The 26,689-nt window shown below is 73.1% G+C and carries 15 protein-coding genes and 1 pseudogene; 13 read left to right on the top strand and 3 right to left on the bottom strand.

Features of this window, described 5'->3' with window-relative positions; genetic code table 11:
• Positions 1-10 precede the first annotated feature (10 nt).
• Positions 11-418 (top strand): NUDIX domain-containing protein, encoded by a 408-nt coding sequence (locus AB5J49_RS32205; RefSeq protein WP_369172374.1) that lies wholly within the window; start codon positions 11-13, stop codon positions 416-418.
• A gap of 119 nt (positions 419-537) precedes the next feature.
• Here the strand turns inward: AB5J49_RS32205 and AB5J49_RS32200 are convergent.
• Positions 538-852: pseudogene (locus AB5J49_RS32200) on the bottom strand (helix-turn-helix domain-containing protein); the annotation flags it as partial.
• A 277-nt stretch (positions 853-1,129) separates the two neighbouring features.
• Here AB5J49_RS32200 and AB5J49_RS32195 point away from each other — a divergent pair.
• A complete protein-coding gene (locus tag AB5J49_RS32195) occupies positions 1,130-1,435 on the top strand; it encodes a hypothetical protein (RefSeq protein WP_369172373.1) in 306 nt (101 codons plus the stop codon).
• A gap of 589 nt (positions 1,436-2,024) precedes the next feature.
• On the opposite strand, the gene AB5J49_RS32190 is transcribed toward AB5J49_RS32195, so the two are convergent.
• On the bottom strand, positions 2,025-2,171 hold the full coding sequence (locus AB5J49_RS32190) for an ATP-binding protein (RefSeq protein WP_369172372.1): 147 nt from the start codon (positions 2,169-2,171) through the stop codon (positions 2,025-2,027).
• A 613-nt stretch (positions 2,172-2,784) separates the two neighbouring features.
• On the opposite strand from AB5J49_RS32190, the gene AB5J49_RS32185 reads away from it, so the two are divergent.
• Both AB5J49_RS32185 and AB5J49_RS32180 read left to right on the top strand, forming a co-directional pair.
• Positions 2,785-3,015: a DUF397 domain-containing protein gene (locus AB5J49_RS32185; RefSeq protein ID WP_369172371.1), complete on the top strand. Its 231-nt coding sequence runs from the start codon at positions 2,785-2,787 to the stop codon at positions 3,013-3,015.
• A 151-nt stretch (positions 3,016-3,166) separates the two neighbouring features.
• Positions 3,167-4,087 carry a helix-turn-helix domain-containing protein gene (locus AB5J49_RS32180; protein ID WP_369172370.1) on the top strand — a complete coding sequence of 307 codons (921 nt, stop codon included), beginning with the start codon at positions 3,167-3,169 and terminating at the stop codon, positions 4,085-4,087.
• 11 nt (positions 4,088-4,098) lie between these two features.
• Here the strand turns inward: AB5J49_RS32180 and AB5J49_RS32175 are convergent, their stop codons facing one another.
• A complete protein-coding gene (locus tag AB5J49_RS32175) occupies positions 4,099-4,917 on the bottom strand; it encodes an SAM-dependent methyltransferase (protein WP_369172369.1) in 819 nt (272 codons plus the stop codon).
• Between the two features lie 295 nt (positions 4,918-5,212).
• Between AB5J49_RS32175 and AB5J49_RS32170 the strand changes: the two genes are divergently transcribed.
• The 9 genes from AB5J49_RS32170 to AB5J49_RS32130 all read left to right on the top strand — a co-directional run bounded on the left by AB5J49_RS32170 (position 5,213) and on the right by AB5J49_RS32130 (position 26,657).
• The gene (locus AB5J49_RS32170; protein ID WP_369172368.1) at positions 5,213-6,787 is read left to right on the top strand and encodes an MFS transporter; all 1,575 of its coding nucleotides are present in this window, start codon (positions 5,213-5,215) and stop codon (positions 6,785-6,787) included.
• Between the two features lie 2 nt (positions 6,788-6,789).
• Complete coding sequence (locus tag AB5J49_RS32165; protein ID WP_369172367.1) at positions 6,790-6,996, top strand: MbtH family protein; 207 nt, start codon at positions 6,790-6,792, stop codon at positions 6,994-6,996.
• 28 nt (positions 6,997-7,024) lie between these two features.
• Positions 7,025-10,597 carry an amino acid adenylation domain-containing protein gene (locus AB5J49_RS32160; RefSeq protein ID WP_369172366.1) on the top strand — a complete coding sequence of 1,191 codons (3,573 nt, stop codon included), beginning with the start codon at positions 7,025-7,027 and terminating at the stop codon, positions 10,595-10,597.
• The gene (locus AB5J49_RS32155; protein WP_369172365.1) at positions 10,588-11,661 is read left to right on the top strand and encodes a MupA/Atu3671 family FMN-dependent luciferase-like monooxygenase; all 1,074 of its coding nucleotides are present in this window, start codon (positions 10,588-10,590) and stop codon (positions 11,659-11,661) included. The genes AB5J49_RS32160 and AB5J49_RS32155 overlap by 10 nt, the downstream gene beginning before the upstream one ends.
• A gap of 151 nt (positions 11,662-11,812) precedes the next feature.
• Positions 11,813-16,558: an amino acid adenylation domain-containing protein gene (locus AB5J49_RS32150; RefSeq protein ID WP_369172364.1), complete on the top strand. Its 4,746-nt coding sequence runs from the start codon at positions 11,813-11,815 to the stop codon at positions 16,556-16,558.
• Positions 16,558-20,481, top strand: coding sequence for an amino acid adenylation domain-containing protein (locus AB5J49_RS32145; RefSeq protein ID WP_369172363.1), 3,924 nt, complete (start codon positions 16,558-16,560; stop codon positions 20,479-20,481). Before AB5J49_RS32150 ends, AB5J49_RS32145 begins: the two co-directional genes overlap by 1 nt.
• The gene (locus tag AB5J49_RS32140; RefSeq protein WP_369172362.1) at positions 20,471-23,809 is read left to right on the top strand and encodes an amino acid adenylation domain-containing protein; all 3,339 of its coding nucleotides are present in this window, start codon (positions 20,471-20,473) and stop codon (positions 23,807-23,809) included. The genes AB5J49_RS32145 and AB5J49_RS32140 overlap by 11 nt, the downstream gene beginning before the upstream one ends.
• Complete coding sequence (locus AB5J49_RS32135; protein ID WP_369172361.1) at positions 23,806-25,908, top strand: beta-ketoacyl synthase N-terminal-like domain-containing protein; 2,103 nt, start codon at positions 23,806-23,808, stop codon at positions 25,906-25,908. The genes AB5J49_RS32140 and AB5J49_RS32135 overlap by 4 nt, the downstream gene beginning before the upstream one ends.
• Positions 25,905-26,657, top strand: coding sequence for a thioesterase II family protein (locus AB5J49_RS32130; RefSeq protein ID WP_369172360.1), 753 nt, complete (start codon positions 25,905-25,907; stop codon positions 26,655-26,657). Before AB5J49_RS32135 ends, AB5J49_RS32130 begins: the two co-directional genes overlap by 4 nt.
• The last annotated feature ends 32 nt before the right edge of the window (positions 26,658-26,689 follow it).

The following is a 26,689-nucleotide window of genomic DNA, read 5'->3' as shown; positions in this document are numbered from 1 at the left end:
GTCCCGGGCCATGGCGAATGGCAGTGGTGTGCCGGAGAAGGTGGCGTGGGTCCTGGTTCGGAACGACCGGGTGTTGGTGACCCGTAGTCACGACAGAGATCGCTTCTACTTCCCGGGCGGTCATCGTGAGCCGGGCGAGTCCGACAGCGAGACCCTGGTCCGGGAGATCGACGAGGAACTGCGGGCAGCGATCGACCCTGGTTCCATGGTGCATTTCGGCACTTTCGAGATCGGCGAGGGCCATCCGGAGCACTGCCCCTTCCGGATGATCTGTTACACCGCCGATCACCGCGGCGAGCTGATCCCGTCGCGGGAGATCGCCGAGAAGGCGTGGTTCCGCTACGCCGATCGGGACCGGGTCTCGGTCGTCGACGAGATGGTCTTCCACGCGCTTCACGAGTCCGGGCAGCTTTCCTGATCCCGTGAGCGGCGGAGCCGATCACCGCCAGCCTCAGATGTCTGGCTGACCGGACGAGCAGACCTCAGCGACGTCCTGCCGGAGGTTCGCATCATCGGTGAGCGAGAGGGCGGTGACCTGCTGATCGTTCCGTCCTGGGGTGGCAGGAGACCTGCGCTTCGGTGGAGTCGGTCGCGCTCGGCGCGGGACAGTCGAAGGGCGAGGGCGCCGACGACCTGCGCCGAGGTGCTCTTCGCCCGTCCCTGCTCCAGGCGCAGGACGTAGTCGACAGAAAGCCCGGCCAGCTGTGCGAGCTCCTCGCGGCGCAGTCCCGGGGCCCGACAGCCGTCCGTCATGGGGAAGCCCGCGTCTGCCGGGGACAGCATTGGTCGGCGCCTGCGCGTCCAGCGAACGTGGGGATGTGTGTGCGGTCCGCGCCGATGACGTCGGCTCACCGGTGGAGGAGTTCGCCGTGCCTGTGCGGCGCACCATCGTGATGACGGGCGCGAGCCGCGGGATCGGCCGTGTTGCCGCGGGGCACATCCTGCGGCGGTCGCCGGACGTGTACGTGTACCTCCTCGTCCGGCCGGCGGGTGCTCGCCGACCATCTCCTCGTCCGTCTGCTCCAGGACCGCTTCGTCGGTCCCGCACGGATCGTGCTCAGCGCCAGCGACACCCACTTCGGCGACTTCAAGCACAACTTGGGCATGGTGCCCGGCTGGCCCTCGGTGGATGTCGCCGGAGGCCTTCGGACGCAACGCCGCCCCTGTCTCCCGGTTCGCGATGCGGCACATCCTGCCGTTGCTGACCCTCACCCCGCTGGCGACCAGCCGGGCTGCGGGCCGCTGCCTCGCCGATGTCGTCCTCGGCACGTCCAAGGCGCCGACCGGGTTCTACGTCAACCGCGGCCGGGTGGCCCGTTCCTCGAAGGAGGCTTACGCCCCACAGCGGGAAGGTGAACTCTGGGCGGCTGTCGAACGGTTCACCGCGGCCTACGACGACGCCGGGTACGACGCGCCTGCGGGTCACCCGGCGTGAGGCTCAGGATGATGCCCCGTGATACCCCGTCGGCTGGTCCCAGTGGGGCGCTTCTCCGCCGGTCAGTAGTTCCGCCGCCTGGATCTCCGTGTGCGTGGCTGCCCTTTGAGCTTCCGCCACGGCGTCTCCGCGTTCGCGCACCAATTCTTCATATATTGGTGGGTGAACGTTTTCGGTGTGAGTTCCTGTCGCCATGCCGATCCTTCGCTGGTAATTCCGTCAGGCCATGGAGCTGCGCGGCAATTCCGCGCCCGGCAGCATATAGGGGGCGGCCGGGACGCCGTAATTGAGGGTGACTCGTGGGCTCCGTGTGCCCGTCGTGAAAATGTCCTGTGCCCATCCGTGGAGCCGGTCCGCCGTTCCGTGTGCGGCGGCTCGGCCGCACTTCCGGTATCCGGAAGCCGGGTCGGTGGTCACGAGAAATCCGTTCTGGCGCATTGCTGGGCGGACAGGTCACCCCGCGGAGCCGAAATTCGGCCGGCGACGGTGACCACTTCTGCCTGGTTCTGCGTCATGCAAACGTGACCGCGTTACACCACCGCCCGAGGCGTCCTGAATTTGGCGGCCCATACGGGCACTTATGGGTGAATCACGGCTGGCTGTCGGTGGGGAGCATCGCCCAGACCGTCTTGCCGATGGGCTGGCGTCGGGTCCAACCCCAGTGTTCGGACAGGGCGTCGATGATGCGCAGCCCTCGGCCGTGCTCGTCGAGGGGGTCGCTGGTGTGCGGGTACACGGGCGGGTTGTCGCTCGGGTCGGTGACGGCGCAGACCAGGTGGGCGGGGCGGCGGAGGCTGAGCCTGAGCCAGATCTCGGGCTCACCGGCGGCCGAGGGGTGGGCCGGGAGTGCGGGGCCGCGTGCAGTACGGCGTTGGCGGCCAGCTCGGTGACCACCATGAGGGCGTCGGCGCTGCAGTGGTCCAGGGCCCAGTCACCGAGGGTGCGACGGACGAAGTCGCGGGCCTGGCAGCAACCCTGTTCGGCGCCGACGAGGCGCAGGGCGGCCGAGCGGGGCGAGACGCGCGGGGGTTCGGGCCTGGTGAGATGACTCCGGCCCGGGGTGCCGGGGTGCGCTGCCGGCGACCCGGTCCACTCCGCGGGTGGCGCAGCGCTACCGGGCAGTCGAAGCCCTTCGTACGCAGGTAAGGACACAACGTCTCCCTGATACACGGTCAAGGCGAGGCGTCCGCGCTGCAGTTGACGCCACGGACTATTATCCACGCCGACGGCGCCTCCGTGCAATTTCACGGGAAATTGCGCGAACGGTGTCGACGCAGAGCACGTGATGCCTCCGGGCCCGCCGGGGCGGCGGGGCGTACACGTGACGGAACGTGAGCAAGGAGAGTGCAGTGCCAACAGCACCGAACGGCGTGCGGGCAAGCTCGTTGTGCGTCCGCTGGACCAAGAGCCGGCACAGCAATGCCGAGGGCAACTGCGTCGAGGTGGCCCCCCTGGGCGACGGCAGCGTCGCGATGCGCAACTCCCGCGACCCCGACGGGCCGGCCCTCGTCTACACACCGGCCGAGATCGCCGCCTTCCTGGCGGGCGCGAAGGAAGGAGAGTTCGACCACCTGGTCTGACGACTCGGACCGCCTCGAACGGGGCGTCCGCAGGAGGCCAGGGGCCGCCGCGAAGCGGAAGTTGTGCCCCTCACTTATGCCGGTTCAAGCGGCACGAGGCGGCGGGATGCGATAATGCGGTCTGTCGTATGCCGGTCTACGGGGAGTCAGGATGTCCGCCGAGTCGCCTCGCGTCTCCCGCCTCGAACCGTATCTGAACCGGTCCGAGCCCGCGCCGACCCTGCTGAAGATGCTGGTCGGCGTCCAATTGGCGGGTATCCGCGAGGACTTCGGGCTCTCCCAGGACCAGGCGGCGCGGGCCGTCGGGTTCAGTCCGGCGAAGCTGTCGCGCATCGAGGCGGGCAAGGGCCGTCGGCCGCCCACCGAGGCCGATGTCCGTGCGCTGCTGGAGTTGTACCGGGCTGAGGAGTACGAGGCCTCGGTGCTGCTGCAGTTGCTGCGGCGGGCCGGTGAGCCCGGGTGGTGGCAGCGCTATGACAAGCGGCTGATGCCGGAGTGGTTCGACCGGCTGGTCGGGTTGCAGGAGGCCGCGACCGCCATCCGTACCTTCGAGCTCCAGTACGTGCCGGGCCTGTTGCAGACCGAGGCCTACACCCGGGCCGTGGTCGAGCGCGGGCTGCCGTCGGCGCCCAGCCGTGAGGTGGAGCGGCGCGTCGAGCTGCGGATGCGTCGACGGGAGCTGCTGCACCGGCCGGGCGGGCCTCAGCTGTGGGCGATCGTCGACGAGTCGGTGCTGCTGCGGATGCTGGGCAGCCGCGAGGTGATGCGCGAGCAGCTCGAGTATCTGGAGGAGATGGCCAGGCGCCCCCATGTGACGCTGCAGATCGTGCCGTTGGACGTGACCAACGCCTCCGCGCCCGCCATTCCCGTCACCTATCTGCGCTTCGGCGGCGTCGATCTGCCCGACATCGTCTATCTGGAGCACATCAAGAGCGCCGCCTTCCTGGAGGACCAGGACGAGACGGAGGAGTACCGGATCGCCCTGGACCGGCTGGGCGACGAGGCCCTCAACCCGCGCGAGTCGCTGGAGCGGCTGCGCGAGACGAAGGCCCGGTACGCCCCTGCCCCGTAGGTCGCGCTGCGCTACGGCAGTCGGCCCACGCCGCCGAACTCGATCCACTCCTGGGTGAGCTGGCGCGGTGCCACCTCGGTGTCGGGGCGCCAGGTGGAGACCTCCACCAGGCCCGGGTCCAGGATGTCCAGGCCCTCGAACAGCACCGCCACGTCCTTCTCCTGGCGCACCCGGCCCCAGTGTCCCTGCGTCGCCTGGTCCATGAAGTTGGTGACGAACTCGCGGACCTCGGGGTCCTCGCTGACCAGCTGGCACATCACCAGGTAGCTGCCGGGCACGAGTCGTTCGGTCACGCGGCGGGCCACGGCGAGGGGGCCGTCGGTGTCGCTGTCGGGGGTGCAGTGGAACACCGAGTTGAACAGCACGGCCACCGGCTGCGAGAAGTCGATCAGGCGCTTGGTGTCCGCGTGGGAGAAGATGCCGTCGGTGTCGCGCATGTCGGCGTGGATGACGGCGGTGTTCTCGTTCTGCTCCAGCAGGGCGCGGCCGTGGACCAGGACCATCGGGTCGTTGTCGACGTACACCACACGCGAGTTCGGGTCGATGGCCTGCGCGACCTGGTGGACGTTGTTCTGGGTGGGCAGGCCGGAGCCGTGATCGAGGAACTGCCGGATGCCGTAGTCCTGGGCCAGCGTCCCGATCACCCGCTGCAGGAAGCGCCGGTTGTTCAGGGCGAGGGCGCGGGTACTGGGGACGACCTCGTCCAGCTGTTCGCAGGCGGCTCGGTCGGACGCGTAGTTGTCCTTGCCGCCGAGGTAGTAGTCGTACATGCGCGCGGCTGTCGGAATCGTGGCATCGATCGACTTGGACAGCGGCTTTCCAGGCTCCATCGTCTCCCCCAGTGGCAGGGCCGGTCGAGGAGGTCACCTCGCCCGACAACACATCCTAGGGAGGCGGAAGTTGGTCGGGCCAGTCCGTCTGTCAACCACCGGGACAATCACACCCTGACGGCTCGTAGGTGTCTACGAGGTGGCTGCGTCCGGCGCCCGGCGGAGCGCGGCCCTCACGGTCGTGGGCGGCGTCCGTGAGGGCTTCTCGCCCCCCGCGTTTCATGATCGGGCTGTGCGACGCGTCGGTTCGAACTAAAGTTCTCGGTCGGAAGCCACACTCGACGGGGGTACGCACGTGGCCGATTCGGCGCGCTCGCTCGACGACTCCGCGCAGGACGGGGGAAGGGCAGGCCGGTTCGCCGGCATGGGCCCCTTCATGCTCGTCTGGAGCGGGCAGGCGATATCCCTGGTCGGCAATTCCGTTCTGCGGTTCGCCTTCGTCTTCGAGACATGGTCGGCCACCGGCCGGGCCACGGCACTGACCACGCTGTCGCTCTGCGCGCTGCTCCCCCAGGTGCTGCTCAGCCCACTCGCCGGAGCCTTCGTCGACCGGATCAGCCGGCGTACGGCGCTGCAGCTCGCGGACGGTGGCGGACTGCTGATCGTGGCGCTGCTCGGCGTCCTGCACTTCACCGGAGGGCTGCACACCTGGGAGGTCTACGCGGCCGTCATGCTGCTCGGCGGTGCCGCCGCCTTCCAGTTCCCGGCGCTGGGCGCCGCCGTGCCGCTGCTGGTGGACAAGGACCGACTCCAGCGGGCCAACAGTCTGCTGGCGAGCGCCAAGAGCACGGCGGACGTCGGAGGTCCGGCGCTGGGCGGGCTCCTGGTGGCGTTCTCCGGGCTCGGTTTCATCCTCGTCGCCGACCTGGTGAGCTTCGCTCTCGCGCTGGCCGCCATCCGGGTCGTACGGATGCGGGGGGACAACCGCTCCGCGAACGGGCCGGCGGGCGGGCCGCGCAAGAAGCTCGTCGCGGAGGCCGTGGAGGGGATGCGGTTCCTCTTCCGGTATCCGAGCCTGCGCGATCTGATGCTGGCCTTCTGCGTGGTCAACCTGGTCATGGTCTTCGGCTTCGCCGCCGTACAGCCCATGGTGCTGGCCCGGTCCGGCGGCGAGACCGCGGCGCTGGCGAGCGTCAACACGGCGATCGGTGTCGGTGGGGTCGCGGGCGGGCTGCTGATGGCGGCCTGGAGCGGTCCGAAGAACCGGGCGCGGGGCATGCTGCTCGGGATCATCGGCATGTGCCTGTCCGCCCAGGTGGCCATGGCTCTCGCGGGCGGCGTGGTGGGCTGGTGCGCGGCCATCCTCCTGGGCGCGGCGCTCATGCCGATGATCAACGGTGTGATGCAGGCGATCGTGCAGACCAAGGTTCCGCAGGAGTGGCACGGCCGGGTCTTCGGCGCGGTGATATTCCTGTCGCAGATCTCCGTCCCGCTGGCCACCGCGGTCTCCGGGCCGCTCGCCGACCATGTCTTCGAACCGCAGGCCGCGGACGGCACCGGGATCTTCGTGGTGCTCGGGCCGCTCGTCGGCGACGGGCCGGGCAGCGGTATGGCGGCCATGCTGCTCATCGCCGGCCTGTGCGGTATCGCCGTCGGGGTGCTGAGCATGACCCGGCGCACGGTGCGGGAGATCGACTCGCTGCTGCCCGACATCGATGCCGAGTCCGGCGGGGACGGCACGGGCGACGGGGGCAGCGCGGGCACCGACAGGGCCGTGCCCTCCGACGACGACTTTGGGGACGCCGGGCGCCCCGGTGCTCCCGAGGATCCGGTGAAGCACCTCGACACCCCCGACCCTGACCCCGCCCCCGACGGCGCCGCCGACGCCGACCCCGACAACCCCGAGAACAAAGCACTCGTGGAGGGCTGACCATGACCACCAATCCGTTCGAGGACGAGAACGGCACCTACCTCGTACTCACCAACGCCGAGGGCCAGTTCTCGCTCTGGCCCGACGGGATCACCGTGCCGGACGGGTGGGACGTGGCGCTGACGGCGAGCAGTCGCGCGGACTGCCTCGCCTACGTCGAGGACCGCTGGACCGACATAAGTCCCGCCCGCACGGCAGCCGACGGCTGAGATGGGGGCAACGGGGGCTTTGCACGGGGTGCATGAACTCTTCGAGGTACAGGCTCGGCGGACACCGGCGGCGACCGCGCTGGTGTACGGGGACGAGCGGCTGAGCTACGGCGAACTCGACGCGCGTGCCGATCGGTTGGCCGGGCTGCTGCGGCGGCACGGCGTGCGGCCGGGGGACCTGGTGGGCGTCTGTCTGGAGCGGTCCGCCGAAATGGTGGTGGCACTGCTCGGCACGCTGAAGGCAGGTGCCGGTCATGTGGTGCTCGACCCGGACTTTCCGGCGGAACGGCTGCGCGGAATGGCGGCCGACGCGGACGTCGCCGTGGTCGTGTCGCGGCGCGGGTCCCGACCGACCGGCATCGCAGCCGAGTCGGTCGCCGTGGAGGACGCCGAGCAGGCACCGCCTCTCGAACGTGGCGCCGTGCACGTACGGCCGCAGGATCCGGCCTGCGTGATGTTCACCTCCGGCTCCACCGGCCGCCCGAAGGGCATCGTCGCCTCCCACGCGGCGATCACCGGGACGCTGACCGGGCAGGACTTCGCCTCGTTCGGGACCGGCGCGGTGTGGCTGCAGTGCTCCCCCGTGTCCTGGGACGCGTTCGCGCTGGAGCTGTGGGGCCCGCTGCTCGGCGGCGGCCTGTGCGTACTGCACCCGGGGCAGCGCCCCGATCCGGTGGTGATGGCCGGCCTGGTCGACCGCCATGCCGTCACCTCCCTCTACCTCTCCGCCTCCCTGTTCCACGTGATCGTCGACGAGTACCCCCGGGCCCTCGCCGGGGTGCGCGAACTGATCGTCGGTGGCGAGCCGTTGTCGCCCGCGCACGCCGCCCGCGTCCTGGAGCGGTACCCCGGGCTGAGGCTCAGCAACGGCTACGGACCGGTCGAGGGCATGGTCTTCCTGACCGTCCATCCGGTGACCGCCGAGGAAGTTCGGGACGGAAGGCCGGTGCCGATCGGCCGCCCGCTGGCCGGCAAACGGCTCCGGGTGCTCGACGAGCGGCTGCGGCCCGTCGCGGACGGCGGAACCGGTGAGCTGTACGCCGCCGGGGCGGGTGTCGCCCTCGGCTACTGCGACCGTCCCGGGCTGACCGCCGAGCGCTTTGTGGCCGACCCGTACGGGGCCGCCGGGGAGCGGATGTACCGCACCGGCGATCTCGTGCGGCGCCGGGCGGACGGGGTGCTGGAGTATCTGGGGCGGGCCGACGCCCAGGTGAAGATCCGCGGATTCCGGGTGGAGCCCGGGGAGGTGGAGACGGTCCTGGCCGGCCACCCTGGTGTCGTCCGGGCCGCTGTCGTCGCCCGTCCCGACGCCTCGGGTGACAAGCGGCTGATCGCGTACGTCGTCCCGCGCGACGGACATCGACAGCGGCTGTCGGAGGCGGAGTTGCGTGATCACGCCGCTCGCGTGCTCGCCGACTACCTGGTCCCGGCCGCCTTCGTGCTGCTGGACGCCCTGCCCCTGACCGCCAACGGCAAGCTGGACCGCGCGGCCCTCCCCGAGCCCGGCCCGATCACCGGCTCCCTCGCCTCGGCCAACGCACGACAGCCGTCGGGCCCGGTCGAGGAGGCGCTGTGCGGACTGTTCTCCGAGGTACTGGGGGTGGCGTCGGTCGCCCCCGAGGACGACTTCTTCGCGCTCGGCGGCAACTCGCTGATGGTGGCGCGGCTGCTGGGCCGGGTCCAGCTGACGCTGGGCGCGCAGGTCGGCGTACGGACGCTGTTCGAGTGCCGGACACCGGCGGCGCTGGTGCCGTACGTGGAGAAGGCCGCGCGGGACGAGAAGGCCGAGAGGGGCGATAGGGACGAGAAGGCCGGCAAGGGCGACCGGGCCGCGCTTCCCGCGCCTCTGCGGGACGGGGGCGCGCTGCCCCTGTCGTACGCCCAGCGCCGGCTGTGGTTCCTGGACCGGGTCGACGCGGGCACCGCCTACACGCTGCCCGTGCTGGTGCGGCTGCGCGGTGAGATCGACCCGGAGGCCCTGCGGGCCGCCCTCGGGGACGTGGCCGTCCGGCAGACGGCACTGCGTACCGTCATCGAGGAGAGCGACGGCGAACCGAGGCAGCGGGTGCTGAGCGGCGTCGAGGCACTGCCTCGGCTGCGGCATGTCACGGTCGGCTCGGGTGAGGTGGAGCAGGCCGTGAACGGGGCCGCCCGGCATCGGTTCGACCTGGCCGCCGAACTCCCACTGCACGCCGTGCTGTTCAGTGTCGAGGACCGGCCGGGTGAGCACAGCCTGCTGCTCGTCCTGCACCACATCGCGGGGGACGGCTGGTCCCTGCCCCCGCTCTTGCGGGATCTGTCGCGTGCCTACGCGGCCCGCAGCGTCGGTTCCGAGCCAGAACTCGCCCCGCTGCCCGTGCCGTACGCCGACTTCGCCCGCCGTCAGCGGGAACGGCTGGGCTCGGCGGAGGACCCCGGGTCCCTCGCCGCTGCGCAACTCGCCTTCTGGGGCCAGGCCTTGGCCGACCTCCCGGCCGGCGGCCCGCTGCTCCCCCGCCGACCCGGACGGCCCGCCGTACCGGGCCGGGACGCCGCCACCGTCGTACGGCGGCTGGACGCGGGCGCGCACGCGCGGGTCGTCGAGGCGGCGCGGGCGGAGGGTGCCACGCTGTTCATGGCGCTGCACGCCGCCCTCGCTGTCGCGCTGGTGCGGGCCGGGGCGGGCGAGGATCTCGCGGTCGGGTCGCCGATCGCCGGGCGCGGGCACGACGGCACGGTCGATGACGTCGTCGGGTTCTTCGTCAACATGCTGGTGCTGCGGACGGACGCCTGCGGCGACCCCACCGCCCGGCAACTGCTCGCGCGTACCCGGGAGACGGCGCTGAACGCCTTCGCCCACCAGGACGTGCCGTTCGAGCAGGTCGTGGACGCGCTCAATCCGGTACGGCCGCCGGGGCGGCAGCCGTTCACCGAGGTCGTGCTGGCGTTGCAGAACAACGCCCGGGCCGAGGTGGAGCTCCCCGGCGCCGAGTCCGGCGTGGAGCCGGTGCGCACCGGCACCGCGCGGTTCGAGCTGCTGGTGGACGTCACGGACGACCACGGGCCGACGGGCGCGCCGGACGGCATGACGCTGGTCTTCGAGTACCGGACCTCGTGTCTGGAACCGGAGTTCGTCCAGTGGCTGGCGGACGCGGTCGTCGAGGCGCTGTGCGCGGCGGCCGCCGAGCCGGACGTACCGTTGTCGCGGCTTGCGCTGTCCGAGCCGCCCCGGCGGGCGGACGCCGTCCGGGACGCGGTCCTCGCCCCCGGCCGCCCTACCGACACCCCGACGGACTCCGCCCTGCACCGGGAGATCGCCGCCGTCTGGTCGGACGTCCTCGGCGTCGAGCACATCGGCCCGCACGACGACTTCTTCCAGCTGGGCGGCAACTCCCTGCGCGCGGTACGGGTCGCGGCCCGCCTCGCCGGCGCCGGGCGCACGGTGACGGCCGCCCAGCTGTTCACCTCCCCCACGGTCGCCGCCCTCGCCGCCGCGCTTGAGCGGGCACCGGCCGAGGCCCCCGGGGCACCGGCGCCCATCACGCGTCGGCCGCGCGTTCCCCGGCAGCCCGGCCGCGACGGCCGTACCGACACCAGTCAGAAGGAGGTGCCATGGACCTGAGCGTGATGTTCTTCGGCGCCGACACACCCGCCGCCGACACCGCGGCCACAGGCGGCGCGTCCCGGCACAGTGAGGCCTACGACGACATCCTCACCGTCGCCCGCACCGCGGACCGGCTCGGCTTCCACGCGATCTGGACGCCCGAGCGGCACTTCCAGCAGGTGGGGCAGGTGTTCCCCAGCCCGCCGGTGCTCAGTGCGGCGCTCGCGGTGGCCACCGAGCGGATCCACATCCGGGCGGGCAGCGTGATCCTGCCGCTGCACCATCCGCTGCGGATCGCGGAGGACTGGGCCGTCGTCGACAACCTCTCGCACGGCCGGATCGGGCTGTCCGCGGCGACGGGCTGGCACTCCGCCGACTTCGTGCTGGCCCCGGACAACTACGAGGGCCGGCGCGAGCAGACCCTGCGGGACATCCCGCTGCTGCGGCGGCTGTGGGCGGGCGAGGCGGCCGAGTTCACCGACGGCACCGGCGCCTCGGTCGCCGTCCTGCCGCAGCCCCGGCCCGTGCAAGACACGCTCCCCCTGTGGCTCACCAGCTCCGGCAACCCCGCGACCTGGGAGGCCGCCGGAAGTCTGCGCACCGGGGTCCTCGGGGCGACCGTCGGGCAGAGCCGGGAGGAGCTGGCCGAGAAGATCGCCCGCTACCGGGCCGCCTGCGCCGCCGCCCCCGACCAGGGCGGCACCGACGCGCACGGCCGGGTGACGCTGATGGCGCACACGTTCGTCGGCGCGGACGACGAGGAGGCGCGGCGCCTGACCGCCGTACCGCTGACGAGGTATCTGCGCTCGTACGTACGGCAGACCACGGCCAACCGCACGGCCGACAAGGCGACGGCGGAGCTCACCGAGGAACAGACCGCGCTGCTCGCCGAGTTCGCCTTCCACCGCTATCTGACCTGGGGCAGCCTGCTCGGCTCCGCCGAGACCTGCCGGAAGATGCTCGCCGATCTGCGTGAGCTGGGCTGCGACGAGGTCGCCTGCTTCGTGGACTTCGGTCTCGGCCGCGACGAGGTGCTGGCCGGGCTGCACCGGCTGGCCGAGCTTCGGGAGGACGTCGCGTGACAGGGGGATTCGCGACGCCGCGCACGGGCCGCGGCGTGGTGGAGGGATGCGCGGCACCCCGGGAGGCCGGTGGCGTGCGGCAGGAGTGCGCGGCGCCTCGGGAGGGCCGTGGTGTGGCAGGGGAGTTCGTGAGGCTCGGGGAGGACGTGGCGTGACGGCGACGACGGGGGCGGCCGGCGCTTCGATGGCCGAGCGGTTCAGCGCGCTCAGCGGTGAGCAGCGGGTGCGGCTCATGCGGCGGCTGGTGGAGTCCGGGCAGGCCGGGCTGATCCCGGCGGTCGTACCGCCCCGCGACTCGGACGGGCCGGTGCGGCTCAGTCCGGCGCAGGAGGACCTGTGGGTGTACGAGTCGCTGTATCCCGGCACTCCCGCGCTCAACCTGTGCTGTGCCTATCACTTCGACGAGACGGTCGAGCCGGTCGAGCCGGACCGTCTGGAGACGGCACTGACCCTGGTCCGGGCCCACCACGACGTCCTGCGGGCCCGCATCGGCGGCGAGCCGGGCGCGCTCAGCGTCACCTTCCCGCCCGAGGAGCGCTTCCTGCTGGAGCGGGAGGACCTGCGGGGCACCGGCACCACCATCGCCGAGGCCTTCGAGACGTTCCGGCGCCGCCCCTTCGACCTGGCCGGTGAGCCGCTGATGCGGGCCCGGTTCGTCACGGTCGACGAGCGGCGGACCACGCTGATGCTGAGCCTGCACCACGTGATCGCCGACTGGTGGTCCTTCGACGTGCTCCAGGCCGAGTTCGCCGAGGCACACCGCGCGATGCGCGCCGGTTCGGCACCGACGCTGATCCGCCCTCGCATCCAGTACGCCGATTTCGCGTCCTGGCAGGGCGAGTTGGAGGAGTCCGGCGTCTTCGAGGCGCGGCTGGCCTTCTGGCGCCGCTACCTCGCCGAGCCGCCGGGGCCGCTCAGCGTGCCCGGGGCCGGAGTCGGGGCCGGAGTCGGGGCCGGGGCGTCCGAGGCGATCGGCTCCTCCGAGGAGATCGCCCAGATCCCGTTCCGCGTCGACGCCCCGACCGCCCGGGCCGTACGGGCGCTGGCCCGGGAGCGCGGCGCCTCCGTCTACGTCGTCCTGATGGCGGCCTTCGCGGTCCTGGCGCACCGTCTGACCGGCGCCGACGACATGGTGCTCGGCACGCCCACCGCCAACCGGGCCGCCAAGGGCCTGGAGCGGGTCATCGGGTACGTCATGAACGCCATCCCGACCCGCTGGCGGATCCGGCCCGGGGACTCCTTCGCCGGCGTACTGGCCCGGTTCGCGGCGGACTTCCCCGAGTTGATGGCCAACGCGGACGTGCCTGTGGGGCGGATCGTCTCGGCGGTCGCGCCCGACCGCAGCGCCGGGCGCTCCCCGCTGTTCCAGTGGGTGTTCATGCACCTCACCCAGCAGCGCAGTGTGGCCGCGCTGCGGGAGTTCAGCGAGCCCGAGCGCATCCACACCGGTGGCGAGCACGACCTCGTCGGCATCGTCCGTGACTGCGACGACGGCACGATGGAGGGCAGCTTCGAGATCCGTACCGCTCTCTTCGGCGCCGACACCGTACGGCACTGGACGGACGCCTACCTGGAGCTGCTGCGCCGCTTCACCGCCGACCCCGAGGTGCCGCTCGCCGAGGTCGGCCTGGTGCCCGAGGCCGACCGGCGACGGCTGGCGCAGCTCGGCTCGGGCGGCCTGGCCCCCGAGCCGCTGGCCCTGCCCGACCTGGTGGCCCGGCAGGCGTCCCGCACCCCCGACGCGCCCGCGCTGGAGGCCGAGGGCCTGCGGCTGACGTACGCCGAACTGACCGACCGCGTGAACCGGCTGGCGGCTCATCTGGCCCGGCACGGTGCGGGCCCCGGCCGGATCGTGGCCCTCGCCCTCGGGCGCACGGCCGCCACGGTCCCGGCGCTGCTGGCGGTACAGCGCACGGGCGCCGCGTACCTCCCGATCGACCCCGACTACCCACCGGAGCGCATCCGGCTGGCGCTGGCGGACGCGACACCGGTCCTGGTGGTGGCCGGCGAGCCCGGGGTGATTCCGGAGACGGGCGTCCCCACGCTCGTCCTCGACGAGCGCGCCTACGACGAACCGCCGTTGGCCGCACAGGAGTTGGACCCGTCGGCGCCCGCCTACGTCATTCACACCTCGGGCTCCACCGGCCGTCCCAAGGGCGTCGTGGTCCCGCACGCCGGGCTGACGGCCCTCGCGCGCGGTCTCGTGGACGCGCTCGCCCTGGACGCCGACAGCAGGGTGCTGCAACTGGGCTCTCCCGCCTTCGACATCTCCGTGGGTGAGATGTGCATGGCGTTCGGGTCCGGCGGCACCCTGGTCGTACCGCCTCAGGGGCCGCTCGCCGGGCAGGACCTCGCGGACGTGCTGACCGGGCGGCGGATCAGCTGCACGCTGCTGCCGCCCTCGGTGCTGGCGACGGTGCCGGCCGGGGAGTACCCCGAGCTGCGGTCGCTGGCCGTGGGCGCGGAGGCGTGTCCGCCGGAGCTGGTGGCCCGCTGGGCCGTCGGAGGGCGCCGGTTCCACAACGTCTACGGGCCCACCGAGTTCACCGTCGCCGCCACCCTCTCCGGCCCGCTGGCCGGCGACGGCACCGCACCGCCCATCGGCGCCCCGCTCCCGGGCACGCGCGTGTACGTCCTCGACGAGCGGCTGCGGCCCGTGCCGCCCGGGGTGTGCGGCGAGCTCTGCCTGGCGGGGCCGGGAGTGGCGTACGGCTATCTGGGGCGGGCGGGGGCGACCGCCGAGCGGTTCGTCGCCGACCCGTACGGACCGCCCGGCGAGCGCATGTACCGCACCGGGGACCTGGCCCGCCGCCGGGACGACGGGCAGCTGGAGTATCTGGGCCGCTCCGACGACCAGGTGAAGATCCGCGGCCACCGCGTCGAGCCGGGCGAGATCGCGGCGGTCCTCGCCGGGCACCCCTCGGTGCGGCAGGCGGTGGCCGTCGTGCGGGAGGACCGTCCGGGCAGGCCACGGCTCGTCGGGTACGTCGTCGGCGAGGGCGAGGGCGTCCCGGTGCCGGAGGCGCTGCTGGCGTACGCCGCCGGGCGGTTGCCCGCCGCCATGGTGCCGGCCGACGTGGTGGTGCTGGAGGAACTCCCGCTGGCACCCAACGGCAAGCTGGACCGGGCGGCGCTGCCCGCCCCGGGAAGCCGTCCGCGCGACTTCGGGCGGGCCCCGGAGGGCGTCCGCGAAGTCACCCTGTGCGCCCTGTTCGAGGAGGTGCTCGGTGTCGAACGGGTCGGCGCCGACGACGACTTCTTCCGGCTGGGCGGCGACAGCATCATGGCGATCCAGCTCGCCGGGCGGGCCTCGGGAGCGGGGCTCGGCATCACGCCGCGTGACGTCTTCACGGCCCGTACGCCTGCCGCGCTCGCGCTGACGGCACGGGAGGCGGCGGACCTCACCCTCGCCGAGGACTCCGGCACGGGGCGCTTCCCGCTCACGCCGGTCATGCGGTGGTGGCGCGAACAGTACGCAGACGCGGCCTCGGCGGCGTTCACGCAGTCGATGGTGTTCCCGGTACCGCGGGACGTGGGCCTGGAGCGCGTCGAGGCGACGGTGCGCGGGCTGGTCGAGCGGCACGGTGTGTTGCGGATGCGCCTGGTGGACGGGGAGCTGGAGGTTCCCGAGGACGTCCCCGGCGTGGCCGTCGAGCGCGTCGAGGTGCCCGTCGGTGCCGATCCGCGGGCGTCGGCCGAGGAGTTGGCGGCGGCGGTGCGGCTCGACCCGGAGAAGGGGGAGATGCTGCGGGCCACCTGGCTCGACCCGGCCTCCGGTCGGCCGGGGCTGCTGTTGCTGACGGTGCACCACCTGGCGGTGGACGGCGTGTCCTGGCGGCTGCTGGGTCCCGAGCTGGCAGCCGGGCTGGCGGACGGGTCGGCGGCCGGGTCGGCCGGGGCGCGGATGCCGCAGAGCCCGGGCACGTCCTTCGCGCGCTGGGCACGGCTGCTGGCGCGGGAGGCGGTCAGGCCCGGGTTGGCCGACACGGAGTCCGCCTGGTGGGAGGGGATGCTGAGCGGCCCGGACGCGCGGATCTCGGGCGGCCGGGGTGTCGGCGCGCGCCGTGCCGTGCTCACCGTCGAGCTGACGCCAGAGGTCACCGAGGCGGCGCTGTCGGAGGTGACCGCGGCCTTCCACTGCGGCCCGGACGCCGTGCTGCTGACGGCGCTGGCCGCGGCGGCGGTACGGCGGCGGGGCGAGTCCCCTCCGGCGGTCACCGGCGTGCTGGTCCACCTGGAGGGCCACGGCCGCGAGGTGCTCTCCGAGCCCGCCGACATCTCCCGCACGGTCGGCTGGTTCACCACCCAGTACCCGGTCCGGCTGGACGCGGGCGGCGTGCTCGGCCCGCCCTTCTGGCAGCCCGCGCGGGACGCGGCCGGCGAGGCGCTCAAGCAGGTCAAGGAGCAGCTGCGGGCGGTCCCGTCGGGGGGCCTCGGCTGGGGTCTGCTGCGCCACCTCAACCCGGACACGGCCCCGAAGCTGGCCGCGCTGCCCGTCCCGGACCTGCGCTTCAACTACCTGGGCCGGTTCTCCGGCGGCGACACGGCCGACGGCGAGCTGCTCGGCATGGCCGCCGAGGCGCTGCCGCTCGGCCATGCGGTGGAGGTGGACGCGCTGGTCCTGGAGCGGGACGGCGGGCGGCTGTGTCTGAGCGCCGGGTTCTCGTACGCGCGCGGGGTGCTCGGCGAGGACGAGGTGCTGGAGCTGGCCCGGCTGTGGTGCGAGGCGATCGAGGTGCTGGTCGAGCACGCCCGCCGGGACGGCACGGGCGGTCACACCAGCTCCGACTTCCCCTTGGTCGGACTGTCGGCGGACCAGCTCGCCCTGCTGGAGGACGACTTGGAGTTCGAGGGCTGGGACGACGAGGACGAAGAGGACGAAGAGGGGGACGACTGATGGGCGGTCGCATCCTGGACGTACTGCCGCTCTCCCCCGCCCAGGAGGGCCTGCTCTTCCACGCCCTGCGCGATCCCGACCGCCCCGACCCCTATCTGGTGCAGGCCCGCTTCCGGATCGCCCCCGGCATCACGGCCGCGGCGGTACGGGCCGGGGTGACCGCACTGCTGGAGCGGCACCCGAATCTGCGGGCGCGCTTTCGGCACGAGCATGTCGACCGGCCGGTGCAGGTGATCCTGCGCTCGGTGAAGGTGCCGTGGACGGAGATGGACCGCACGGGCCGCACGCCGGACGAGACGGAGGCGGAGTTCGCGCGCCTCATGGCCGAGGACCGGGGCCGCCGCTTCGACCTGGCCCAGCGCCCCCTGGTACGGGCCACGCTGGTCCGGCACGACGCGGGCGCCGACCTGCTCTTGACCCTCCATCACATCCTGCTCGACGGCTGGTCGCTGCCGCTGCTCGCGCGGGACCTGGAGGCGCTGACGACCGGCACCGCCGCGCTGCCGCCCGCCGTGCCCTTCAAGCAGTTCCTGGTCTGGCTGAACGGCCAGGACCAGGCGCGGGCGCAAGCCGCCTGGCGCGAGGCACTGGGCGGGCTGTCGCGGCCCTCACTGCTGCCCCCAGCTGTGCCCGGCCCCGTCGGACCGGAGAGGGCTGAGACGGCTGAGACGGCTGAGGACACGGTCGACGTAGAGCTGACGCCCGAACTGACCGCGGCGGTCACCCGGCGTGCCGCGGACGCGGGCGTCACCGTCAACACCGTGGCGCAGACGGCCTGGGCCCTGGTGCTGGCCCGGCTGACCGGTGCCGAGGACCTGGTGTTCGGCGCGGTCGTCTCCGGGCGGGCGCACGATCTGCCCGGTGTCGAGCGGATGGTGGGCCTGTTCATCAACACGCTGCCCGTGCGGATCCGGCTGCGCGCCGGTGAGGGCGTCGACGAACTGCTGGCCCGCGTCCAGAGCGAGCAGCTGCGGCTGGCTCCGTACCACCATGTACGGCTGTCTGAGGTGCAGCGGGCGGCCGGGGCGGGCGAACTCTTCGACACGGTCCTGGCGTTCGAGAACTTCCCGCGCACCGAGGGGCCCACCGCGGCCGTCGAGCTGGTCGAGACGCGGGACGCGACGCACTACCCGGTGACGGTCGCCGTCGTCGCCGGGGAACGGATGCTGCTGCGGATCAGCTGCCGCCGGGGCATCTCCGCGGCCACGGTCGGCGCCCGCCTGGCGCGCGCCTTCGAGGCGCTGACCTCCGCGCACGACACACCGGCCGACCGGCTCGACGTCCTCCCGCAGGAGGAGCGGCGACAGCTGCTCGCCCCGGCCGAGGGGCCGGTCCGCCCGGTGCCCGAGACACTGAGCATCCCCGGGCGCTTCGCCGGGCAGGTGGCCCGTACGCCGGACGCGCCGGCCGTCGAGGCGGACGGTGAGGTGCTGACGTACGGCGGTCTCGACGCGGCGTCCGACCGGCTGGCGGCGCGGCTGCGGGAGGCGGGGGTACGGCCCGGCGACACGGTGGCGCTGCCGCTGGCCCGGTCCGCGTCCCTGGTCGTCGCGCAGCTGGCGGTGCTGAAGGCGGGCGCGTGCTGCCTGCCGCTGGATCCTGCGGCTCCGGCGGGGCGGCTGGCGGCGCTGCTGGGGCAGGCCGGTGCTCGGGTCGCGGTTACGGATGCCGACGTGCAACTGCCGGGTGGAATACGGCTGTTGGACCTGTCACGCCTGGGCGGAGCCGACGCCGGCGCCCCGCCGACGGCGGCCGTGCACCCCGAATCCGCCGCCTACGTGATGTACACCTCCGGCTCGACGGGTGAACCCAAGGGCATCCTCACCCCGCACCGGGCCGTCGTCGAACTCGCCGCCGACACCCGTTTCGCGGGCGGCGCGCACGAGCGCGTCCTCCTCCACAGCCCGCACACCTTCGACGCCGCGACCTACGAGACCTGGGTGCCCCTGCTGAACGGGGGCACGGTCGTACTCGCCCCGCCCGGTCCCGTCACCCCCGACCTGCTGAAGCGGCTGCTGCCCGAAACGCGCGTCACCGCCCTGTGGCTCACCGCCGAACTCCTGCGCACCGTCGCGGAGATCGCGCCCGAGGTGCTGGGCACCGTGCGGGAGGTGTGGGCGGGCGGGGACGTCCTCGCGCCCGAGGCGGTGCGGCGGGTGCGCGAGCACTGCCCCGGCACCCGGGTCGTCAACGGCTACGGGCCCACCGAGACGACGGTGTTCGCCACGGCCCACCGGGTGACCGGTGACGTCGGCGCGTCCGTGCCCATCGGGCGGCCCCTCGACAACACCCGCACCTATGTCCTCGACCGCCTCCTGCGTCCCGTACCGGCCGGAACGGTGGGCGAGTTGTACATCGCGGGCACAGGCCTGGCCCTCGGTTACCTGAACCGCCCCGGCGGGACCGCCGAGCGTTTCGTCGCCGATCCGTACGGGCCGCCCGGCACCCGGATGTACCGCACGGGCGATCTGGTGCGCCGGCTTCCCGCCGGCGAGCTGGAGTTCATGGGCCGCAGCGACGACCAGGTCAAGGTGCGGGGCTTCCGCATCGAGCCGGGCGAGGTGGAGGCCGCGCTGGCCGGCTGCCCGGGCGTGGAACGGGCCGTGGTGGCCGCGCGCCCCGGGCCGGACGGCGGCAAGAGGCTCGTCGCGTATGTCGTGGGCGGCGACCTGGGACTCGTACGGGAGCATGCGGCGCGCACGTTGCCGGCGCATCTGATGCCGTCGGCGTGGGCCGCCCTGGACGCCGTACCGCTGACCGCGCACGGCAAGGTCGACCGGGCCGCGCTGCCCGAACCCGAGCCGCAGCGAGTCCGGCCGGACCACGGGCGGATCGCCCGGCCGGGGCACGAGCAGCGGCTGTGCGCGCTGTTCGCTCAGGAGCTCGGGCTCCAGGCGGTCGGCCCCGACGCCGACTTCTTCGCGCACGGCGGCCACTCGCTGCTCGCCCTGCGCCTGACGGCGGAGATCTACGCCCAGCTCGGGGTACGGGTGTCGCCGGCCACGCTGTTCGAGGCACCGACGCCGGCCACGCTCGCCGCGCGCCTCGCCACGGGACAGGCGGACAAGGGCAAGGGCAGGGGCCCGGACGACGAGGACGCGTACTCCCCGCTGCTCCCCCTGCGCCGCGACGGCGACCTGCCGCCGCTGTTCTGTCTGCACCCGGGGCTGGGACTCGGCTGGGGGTACGCGGCGCTGCTGCCGCACCTCGCCCCCGGGCGGCCGGTGTACGCGCTGCACACGCCGGTGCTGCACGGCGAGCAACTGCCGACAACATTGGGCGAGTTGGCCGAGCGCTATGTACCGCACATCCGGGCGGTGCGGCCGCACGGGCCGTATCTGCTGCTGGGCCGGTCCTTCGGCGGACCGTTCGCCCATGAGCTGGCGGTGCGGTTGCGCGCGGCCGGCGAGGAGGTCGCGCTCGTCGCCGTCCTGGACTCGATGCCGAAGCCGCCGGACGTGGCGCGGGTGCCGCTGGACCCGACGGTCGTGGAGCAGGTGGGGATGAGCAATCTGCTGCGCAACGCGCTGCCCGGGGTCGCGGCCGGACCCGAGCCGCTGGAGCGGGCCGAGGTCGTGGCACGCGTCCACGCGCACAGCGCGCTCCTGGCCGACCTCGACGAACGGCGCCTCGACACCCTGGTCGCCGCCATGTGCCGGTACATCGAGATGGCCCGCGCCTGGCAGCCGTCGCCGTACGACGGCCGGGTGACCCTCTTCTCGGCCGCCCGCGCCTCGGAGGCGACGACCGAGGAGAAGCGCGCCGCGTGGCAGGCCTGCTCGGCCGGGGTGGACGTACACGAACTGGACTGTGAGCACAGTGATGTGCTGACACCGGGGCCGGTCGGCGAGATCGCCGCGGCCGTGGAGGACGTACTGGCAAGGAACCGCACGGGGGACGGAGCACAGGCAGATGGACGCTGACGGCACAGGGGCTGTCGGGGAGTACGAGGACAACGGCGGGGCGTACGAGGAGACTCCCGGGGACGGCGAGGAGTACGAGTTCCCGACCTCGGACGCGCAGGCCCGGCTGCTCGTCCTGGACCACATGGACCCGGGCAGCGCGACCTACCACGTGCCGGCCGCGTTCGCCGTGCGCGGGCCGTTCGATCCGGCCGCCTTCGGCCGGGCCCTGGACGCGCTCGTCGCCCGGCACGAGTCGCTGCGCACGGTGTTCCGCACCGGTCCCGACGGGGTGCCGCTGCAGATCGTGTCCGCCGCCGGGAGAGTCGAGCCGCGCGTGGAGCGCGACGTGCCCGTGGCCGAGGTGGACGCGCGGATGCGCGCCGAGGCCGCCCGCCCCTTCGACGTGGCGTCCGGCCCGCTGCTGCGCTGCACGCTGTACGCCGTGGACGACGGCAGTCACCGCATCCTGCTCGTCGCCCACCACCTGGTCTGCGACGGCTGGTCGCTGGGCGTGCTGCTGCGCGAGCTGTCGGCCGGGTACGAGAACGAGGCCAAGGGCCTGCGCCACGCTCTGCCCGAACTCCCGCTCCAGTTCCCGGACTTCGCGTCCTGGCAGCGGGAGCGGCAGGCAGCGGGCGAGTACGCCGACTCGGTCGCGCACTGGGCCGAGCGGCTGCGCGGGGCTCCCGAGACGGTCGCACTGCCGCTGGACCGGCCGCGCGGAGCGGTCCGTTCGGCGGCGGGCGGCACCGAACGCTTCACGCTGTCGGCCCGGGTCCGTGAGCGGATCGCCGAGACGGCCCGGGGGCGCGGCGGTACGCCGTTCATGGCGGTGTTCGCCGCGTACGCCGCGTTCGTGAGCCGGCTGTCCGGCTCCGAGGACCTGGTGATCGGCTTCCCCGTCTCCGGCCGGGACCGCCCCGAACTCCAGGACATGGTCGGCATGCTGACCAACACCCTGGCGCTGCGCGTCGACCTGTCCGGTGACCCGACGTACCACGACCTGATCGACCGTCTGCGCACCGCGCTGCTGGCCTCCCAGCCGTACCAGGACGCGCCCTTCGAGGCGGTCGTGAACGCGGTCGCCCCGGCGCGCGAGATGAGCCACGATCCGGTCGTGCAGGTGGTGTTCGGCTACGACGACGACACCGAGCTGACGCTGGGCCTGGCGGGTGCCGAAGTCGAGCGGGTCCCTGTCGTGCTGGACACCGCGAAGTTCGACTTCCATCTCCAGGTGGAGCGGTGGGGCGAGGATCTCGCCGCGTATCTCATCCACCGCGGCGCGCTGTTCGAGGCGGCGACGGTACGACGGTGGGTGCGGTGCTTCGAGACACTGCTGGACGGTCTGCTGGCGCGGCCCGACGCGCCGCTGTCGACGGTCGAGATGGTGCCGGCCGACGAGCGTGAGCGGTTGCTGGCGCTCGGGGACCGTACGGAGCGGGTCGTCGAGTCGGCACGGCTGGTACCGGATCTGGTGGCGGACCGCGCGGCCGCCCGGCCGGAGGCCCCCGCCCTCGTCTGCGGAGCGCTGCGGCTGACGTACCGCGAACTGCTGGAGCGCGCCGACGCTCTGGCGGCTCGGCTGCGTGCGCGGGGCGTGCGGCGCGGCGACCGGGTCGGGCTGCTGCTGCCCCGGGGCGCCGACATGGGCATCGCCGCCCTCGCGGTGCTGCGCGCGGGCGGCGCGTATGTGCCGCTGGACCCGGCACACCCCGCCGCGCGCCTCGCCTTCATGGTCACGAACTCGGGCACGTCGCTGCTGCTGACGGCGGCGGGGACGACGGGCCTGACGGGGACGGACGTTCCGCAGCTGCGGGTGGACGCGGCCCCAGACGAGGACAAGGACGCGGACCAGGCGACGGACGAGGCCACGGATGCGGTGGCACCGGGCGTCCCCGTGGAGTGTTCGCCCGGTGACCTCGCCTACGTCTTGTACACCTCCGGCTCCACCGGCGTCCCCAAGGGCGTCGCCGTCGAGCACCGGGCGCTGCTCAACCTCGCCGTGAACGTCCGCCCCGTGTTCCCGGTGACCGCGCAGGACCGCGTCCTGCAGTTCGTGTCGTTCGGCTTCGACGTGGCCGTCTCCGACCTGTTCTTCCCTTGGGTCGCCGGCGCGGAGCTGCACATCGCGCAGGAGGACGAGCGACTGGGCGAGGCACTCCAGGCGCGGTTGCGGGACTCCCGGATCACCTACGTCTTCCTGCCGCCGTCCGCCGCGATGACCCTGCCCCGCGCCCCGGGCGCCCTGCCCGAGCTGCGCACGCTCGCGGTCGGCGGTGAGGCCTGCCCGGCCGAGCTGGTCGAGCGGCTCGGCGAGGAGGGCCGCCGGATCGTCAACGCGTACGGCCCCAGCGAGGCCACGGTGTACTCCACCACCGCCGATCTGCTCCCGGGCGCACCGGTGGTCATCGGCCACGCGGTCCCGGGCACCCGCGCCTACGTCCTTGACCGGCGCCTGCGCCCGGTCCCGGTCGGCGTGACGGGCGAGCTCTACGTGGCCGGCGCCTCCCTGGCCCGCGGCTACTTCGGCCGGCCCGGCATGACCGCCGAGCGCTTCGTCGCCGACCCGTACGGGCCGCCCGGCAGCCGGATGTACCGCACCGGCGACCTGTGCCGCATCGACGCGCACGGCGTGCTGCACTACCTGGGCCGCGGCGACTCCCAGGTGAAGCTGCGCGGCTACCGCATCGAACTGGGCGAGATCGAGGCGCTGCTGGCGGGCCATCCCGACGTCACGGTCGCCGCGGCGGCGGTACGCGGGGAGGGGTCCGAGCAGCGGCTCGTGGCGTACGTGGTCGGAAAGGACACCGGCACTGCCCCGGACACGGGCACGGACACAGGCACAGCCCCCTCGGACGAGGCCCTGCGCGCCCTTCTCGCCCTACGGCTCCCCGGCTACATGGTCCCGGAGATCTTCGTCCGCCTGCCGGAGCTGCCACTGAACCGCTCCGGCAAGATCGACCGGGCGCGGCTGCCCGAACCCCCGGCCCACCGGCCCCGGTTGACGGAGTCGTACGCCGTCCCGCGCACCGCCGGTGAGCGGCGTGTGGCCGAGGTGTGGCAGCGGGTGCTGACCCTGGACCGGGTCGGCGTGCACGACAACTTCTTCGACCTGGGCGGCAATTCGGTACGGCTGCTGGCCGTGCTGTCGGCCCTGCGCGAGCACCCGGAGTGCCGCGAACTGACCCTGGTCGACCTGTTCCGCCATCCCACGGTGGCCGCGATCGCGGCCCACCTCGACAGCGATGCCCGGCCGACCTCGCGCCACGAGGAGGCGGCCAGGCGCGGCAGTGACCGCCAGGCGGCCCTGCACAAGCTCCGTTCCAGGAAAGGCACCACGCGATGACGACCGAGGAAGTCCCGATGCAGGATCCGGCGCAGGGTCTCGAATCCGCGGTGGCCGTCGTGGGCATGAGCGGCCGTTTCCCCGGCGCGCGGGACCTGGAGTCCTACTGGGCCAACCTGCGTGACGGCGTCTGCTCCCTGGCCACCTTCACCGAGAAGGAGCTGCTGGCCGACGGAACGGACGCGGCGGAGCTGGGCAATCCCGCGTATGTGTCCGCCCAGGGCCGCCTCCCGGACGCCGACCGCTTCGAGGCGGACCTCTTCGGCTTCAACCGCACGGAGGCGGCGGCGCTGGACCCGCAGCACCGCGTGCTGCTGGAGACGGCCTGGTCCGCCCTGGAGGACGCGGGATACGCGCCGCTGACTGCACCATCTGCCGCTGCCGGGGCGGGCCCGAACCGCACCGGCGTGTACGTGGGCGGCAGCCCCACGGAACACGCGCTGGCGGCCGGCACGGACCCGGCGCTCGCGGCGTCGATCGGCGCCCTGCAGGTCCGTATCCTCACCGACCGCGAGTTCCTGGCGCCCTGGATCTCCTACCGTCTGGGCCTTCAGGGCCCCAGCATGACGGTCCAGACGGCCTGCTCGACCTCGCTGACGGCGGTCCACCTGGCCGTCCAGGCTCTGCTCCTCGGTGAGTGCGACACGGCACTCGCGGGCGGCGTGGCCATCGGCAGCGTGCGCAAGCAGGGCTACGTCCACTACCAGGGCGGGATCTTCTCCCCCGACGGCCGCTGCCGCCCCTTCGACGAGAAGGCGGCCGGCACGGTGCCCGGCAGCGGGGTGGGCGTGCTGGTGCTGCGCCGGCTGGAGGACGCACTGGCCGACGGTGACCCGGTGCGCGCGGTGATCCGGGGTACGGCGGTCACCAACGACGGTTCCGGCAAGGTCGGTTTCACCGCTCCGGGGGTCGACCAGCAGTCGGCGGCGATCACGGAGGCGTGGGCGGCGGCGGGGCTGGAGCCGTCGGCGGCGCAGTACGTGGAGGCGCACGGGACGGGGACCGAACTCGGGGACCGGATCGAGCTGGAGGCGGCGAGCGCGGCCTTCGCGGGCGGCGACGGCATCGGCCTCGGCTCGGTGAAGTCGAACATCGGGCACGCGGACGCGGCGGCCGGGGCGGCGGCGCTGATCAAGACGATCCTGATGCTGGAGCACGCGACGCTGGCACCGACGGTGGACGTCACGAGCCCGATCGCCGCCCTGAAGGAGTCGCCGCTGCGGCTGGTGACCGAGGCCGAGGACTGGCCGAGCCGTGCGGGCCTGCCCCGGCTGGCGGGCGTGACGTCGGTGGGTATCGGCGGCACGAACGTGCATGTGGTGGTCCAGGAGGCACCCGAGCGGCCGGCGCGGGCGGGTACGGCGACGCACTCGGCGGCCACCGCGGCGCACCCTCTGGTCCTGCCTCTGTCGGCGCGCACCGAGCCGCAACTCGCCACGCTGGCTGACCGGTTGGCGAGGAGACTGCGCGAGGCGGACGCCCCGTCCCTGATCGATGTCGCGCACACCCTGCGCACGGGCCGGGTCCGGCTGCCCGCACGCGCCTATGTCGTGGCCGGTACGCGACAGGAGGCGGCCGACCGGCTCACGGCGACGGCCGGAGGCCGCCGGGACACGACGACCGACCCGCTGGGCGAGGCATGGCTGAGGGGCGAGGAGGTGACGTGGCCGGCCCTCGAAGGTGACGTACGGCGGGTGCAGCTCCCGACGTACCCGTTCGCGGGCGAGAGCCACGGCGCGCTGACGCTGCTCAGGCCCACGGTCCAGGTGCCGCACGAGGAGGCGGCGCCCGACGCCGCGGCACCCACGCCGGAGAGCGAACTCGAGCACAAGGTGATCGAGCTGGTGATCGAGGCGCTGGATCTGAACAGTGCGGCCGATCTCGCGCAGACGTACTTCGAGGCGGGCGGCGACTCGCTGACGGCCGTTCACCTCACCGGCAGGCTCCGCGACGAGTTGGGCATCGACGTGCCGATCCAGCTGTTCCTCGAACCGATCACACTGAGGAACATGACGATGAGCATCTGCGAGATGAAACAGAACGGTGCCGCGGACGGTGCGCTCGACGCCCTTCTCTCCGAGTTCGAGGCGGAGTCGTGACTGTCCCCGACATCCGGACCCTGTGGTTCAGGGGCAAGAGCGCGCCCACCGCGAGGGTCCGCCTGCTGTGCTTCCCGCACGCGGGCGGAGCGGCGGGCGCCTTCCATGACTGGGCCGCGCTCGCCCCGCCGGAGATCGAGGTCGTGGCGGTGCAGTACCCCGGCCGCCAGGACCGTTTCCACGAGCCGTGCGCGAGCACGATGGAGGAGCTGGCGGACACGATCACGACGGCCCTGCGGTGGGAACTGACCGACGACCGGCCGTTGGCCCTGTTCGGCCACAGCATGGGTTCGTCGGTGGCGTACGAGGTGGCCCGCCGCCTGGAGGAGGACCCCTCCCACACCCTCACCCGCCTGATCGTGTCGGGCCGGCACCGGCCCCGCCTCCCGGAGGAGCAGGCACCCAGGCCGGTCCCGACCGACCCCGAGGTCCTGGACTACGTCCGCCTGCTTGACCCCGAAGGCGCCGACCTCTACGAGCACCCCGAGCTGCAGCCCCTGATCATGCCGGCGCTGCGCGCGGACTTCGGGCTCCTCGCCAGGTACCGCCCGACGCACCTGCACCAGCTGGGAGTTCCGGTCACGGTGTGCGGCGGCGACCGCGACCCCGTGTGCACGATCGAGGACCTCAAGTCCTGGTCGGACGTCACGCCTAAGGGGCTGGACCTCCGGGTCTTCGAGGGGGGCCACTTCTATCTCCGCCAGCGGCAGGAGGAGTTGCTCGCGTTCATCGCCGCACAGCCGGCATGAGACGGCGTGCCGAACGGACGTGCAACACCTGA

It is taken from the genome of Streptomyces sp. R28, assembly GCF_041052385.1.
In the GTDB taxonomy this organism is placed as follows: Bacteria; Actinomycetota; Actinomycetes; order Streptomycetales; family Streptomycetaceae; genus Streptomyces.
Note: the sequence above shows the minus strand (reverse complement) of the source record. Positions and strands in the feature narration are given on the sequence as shown.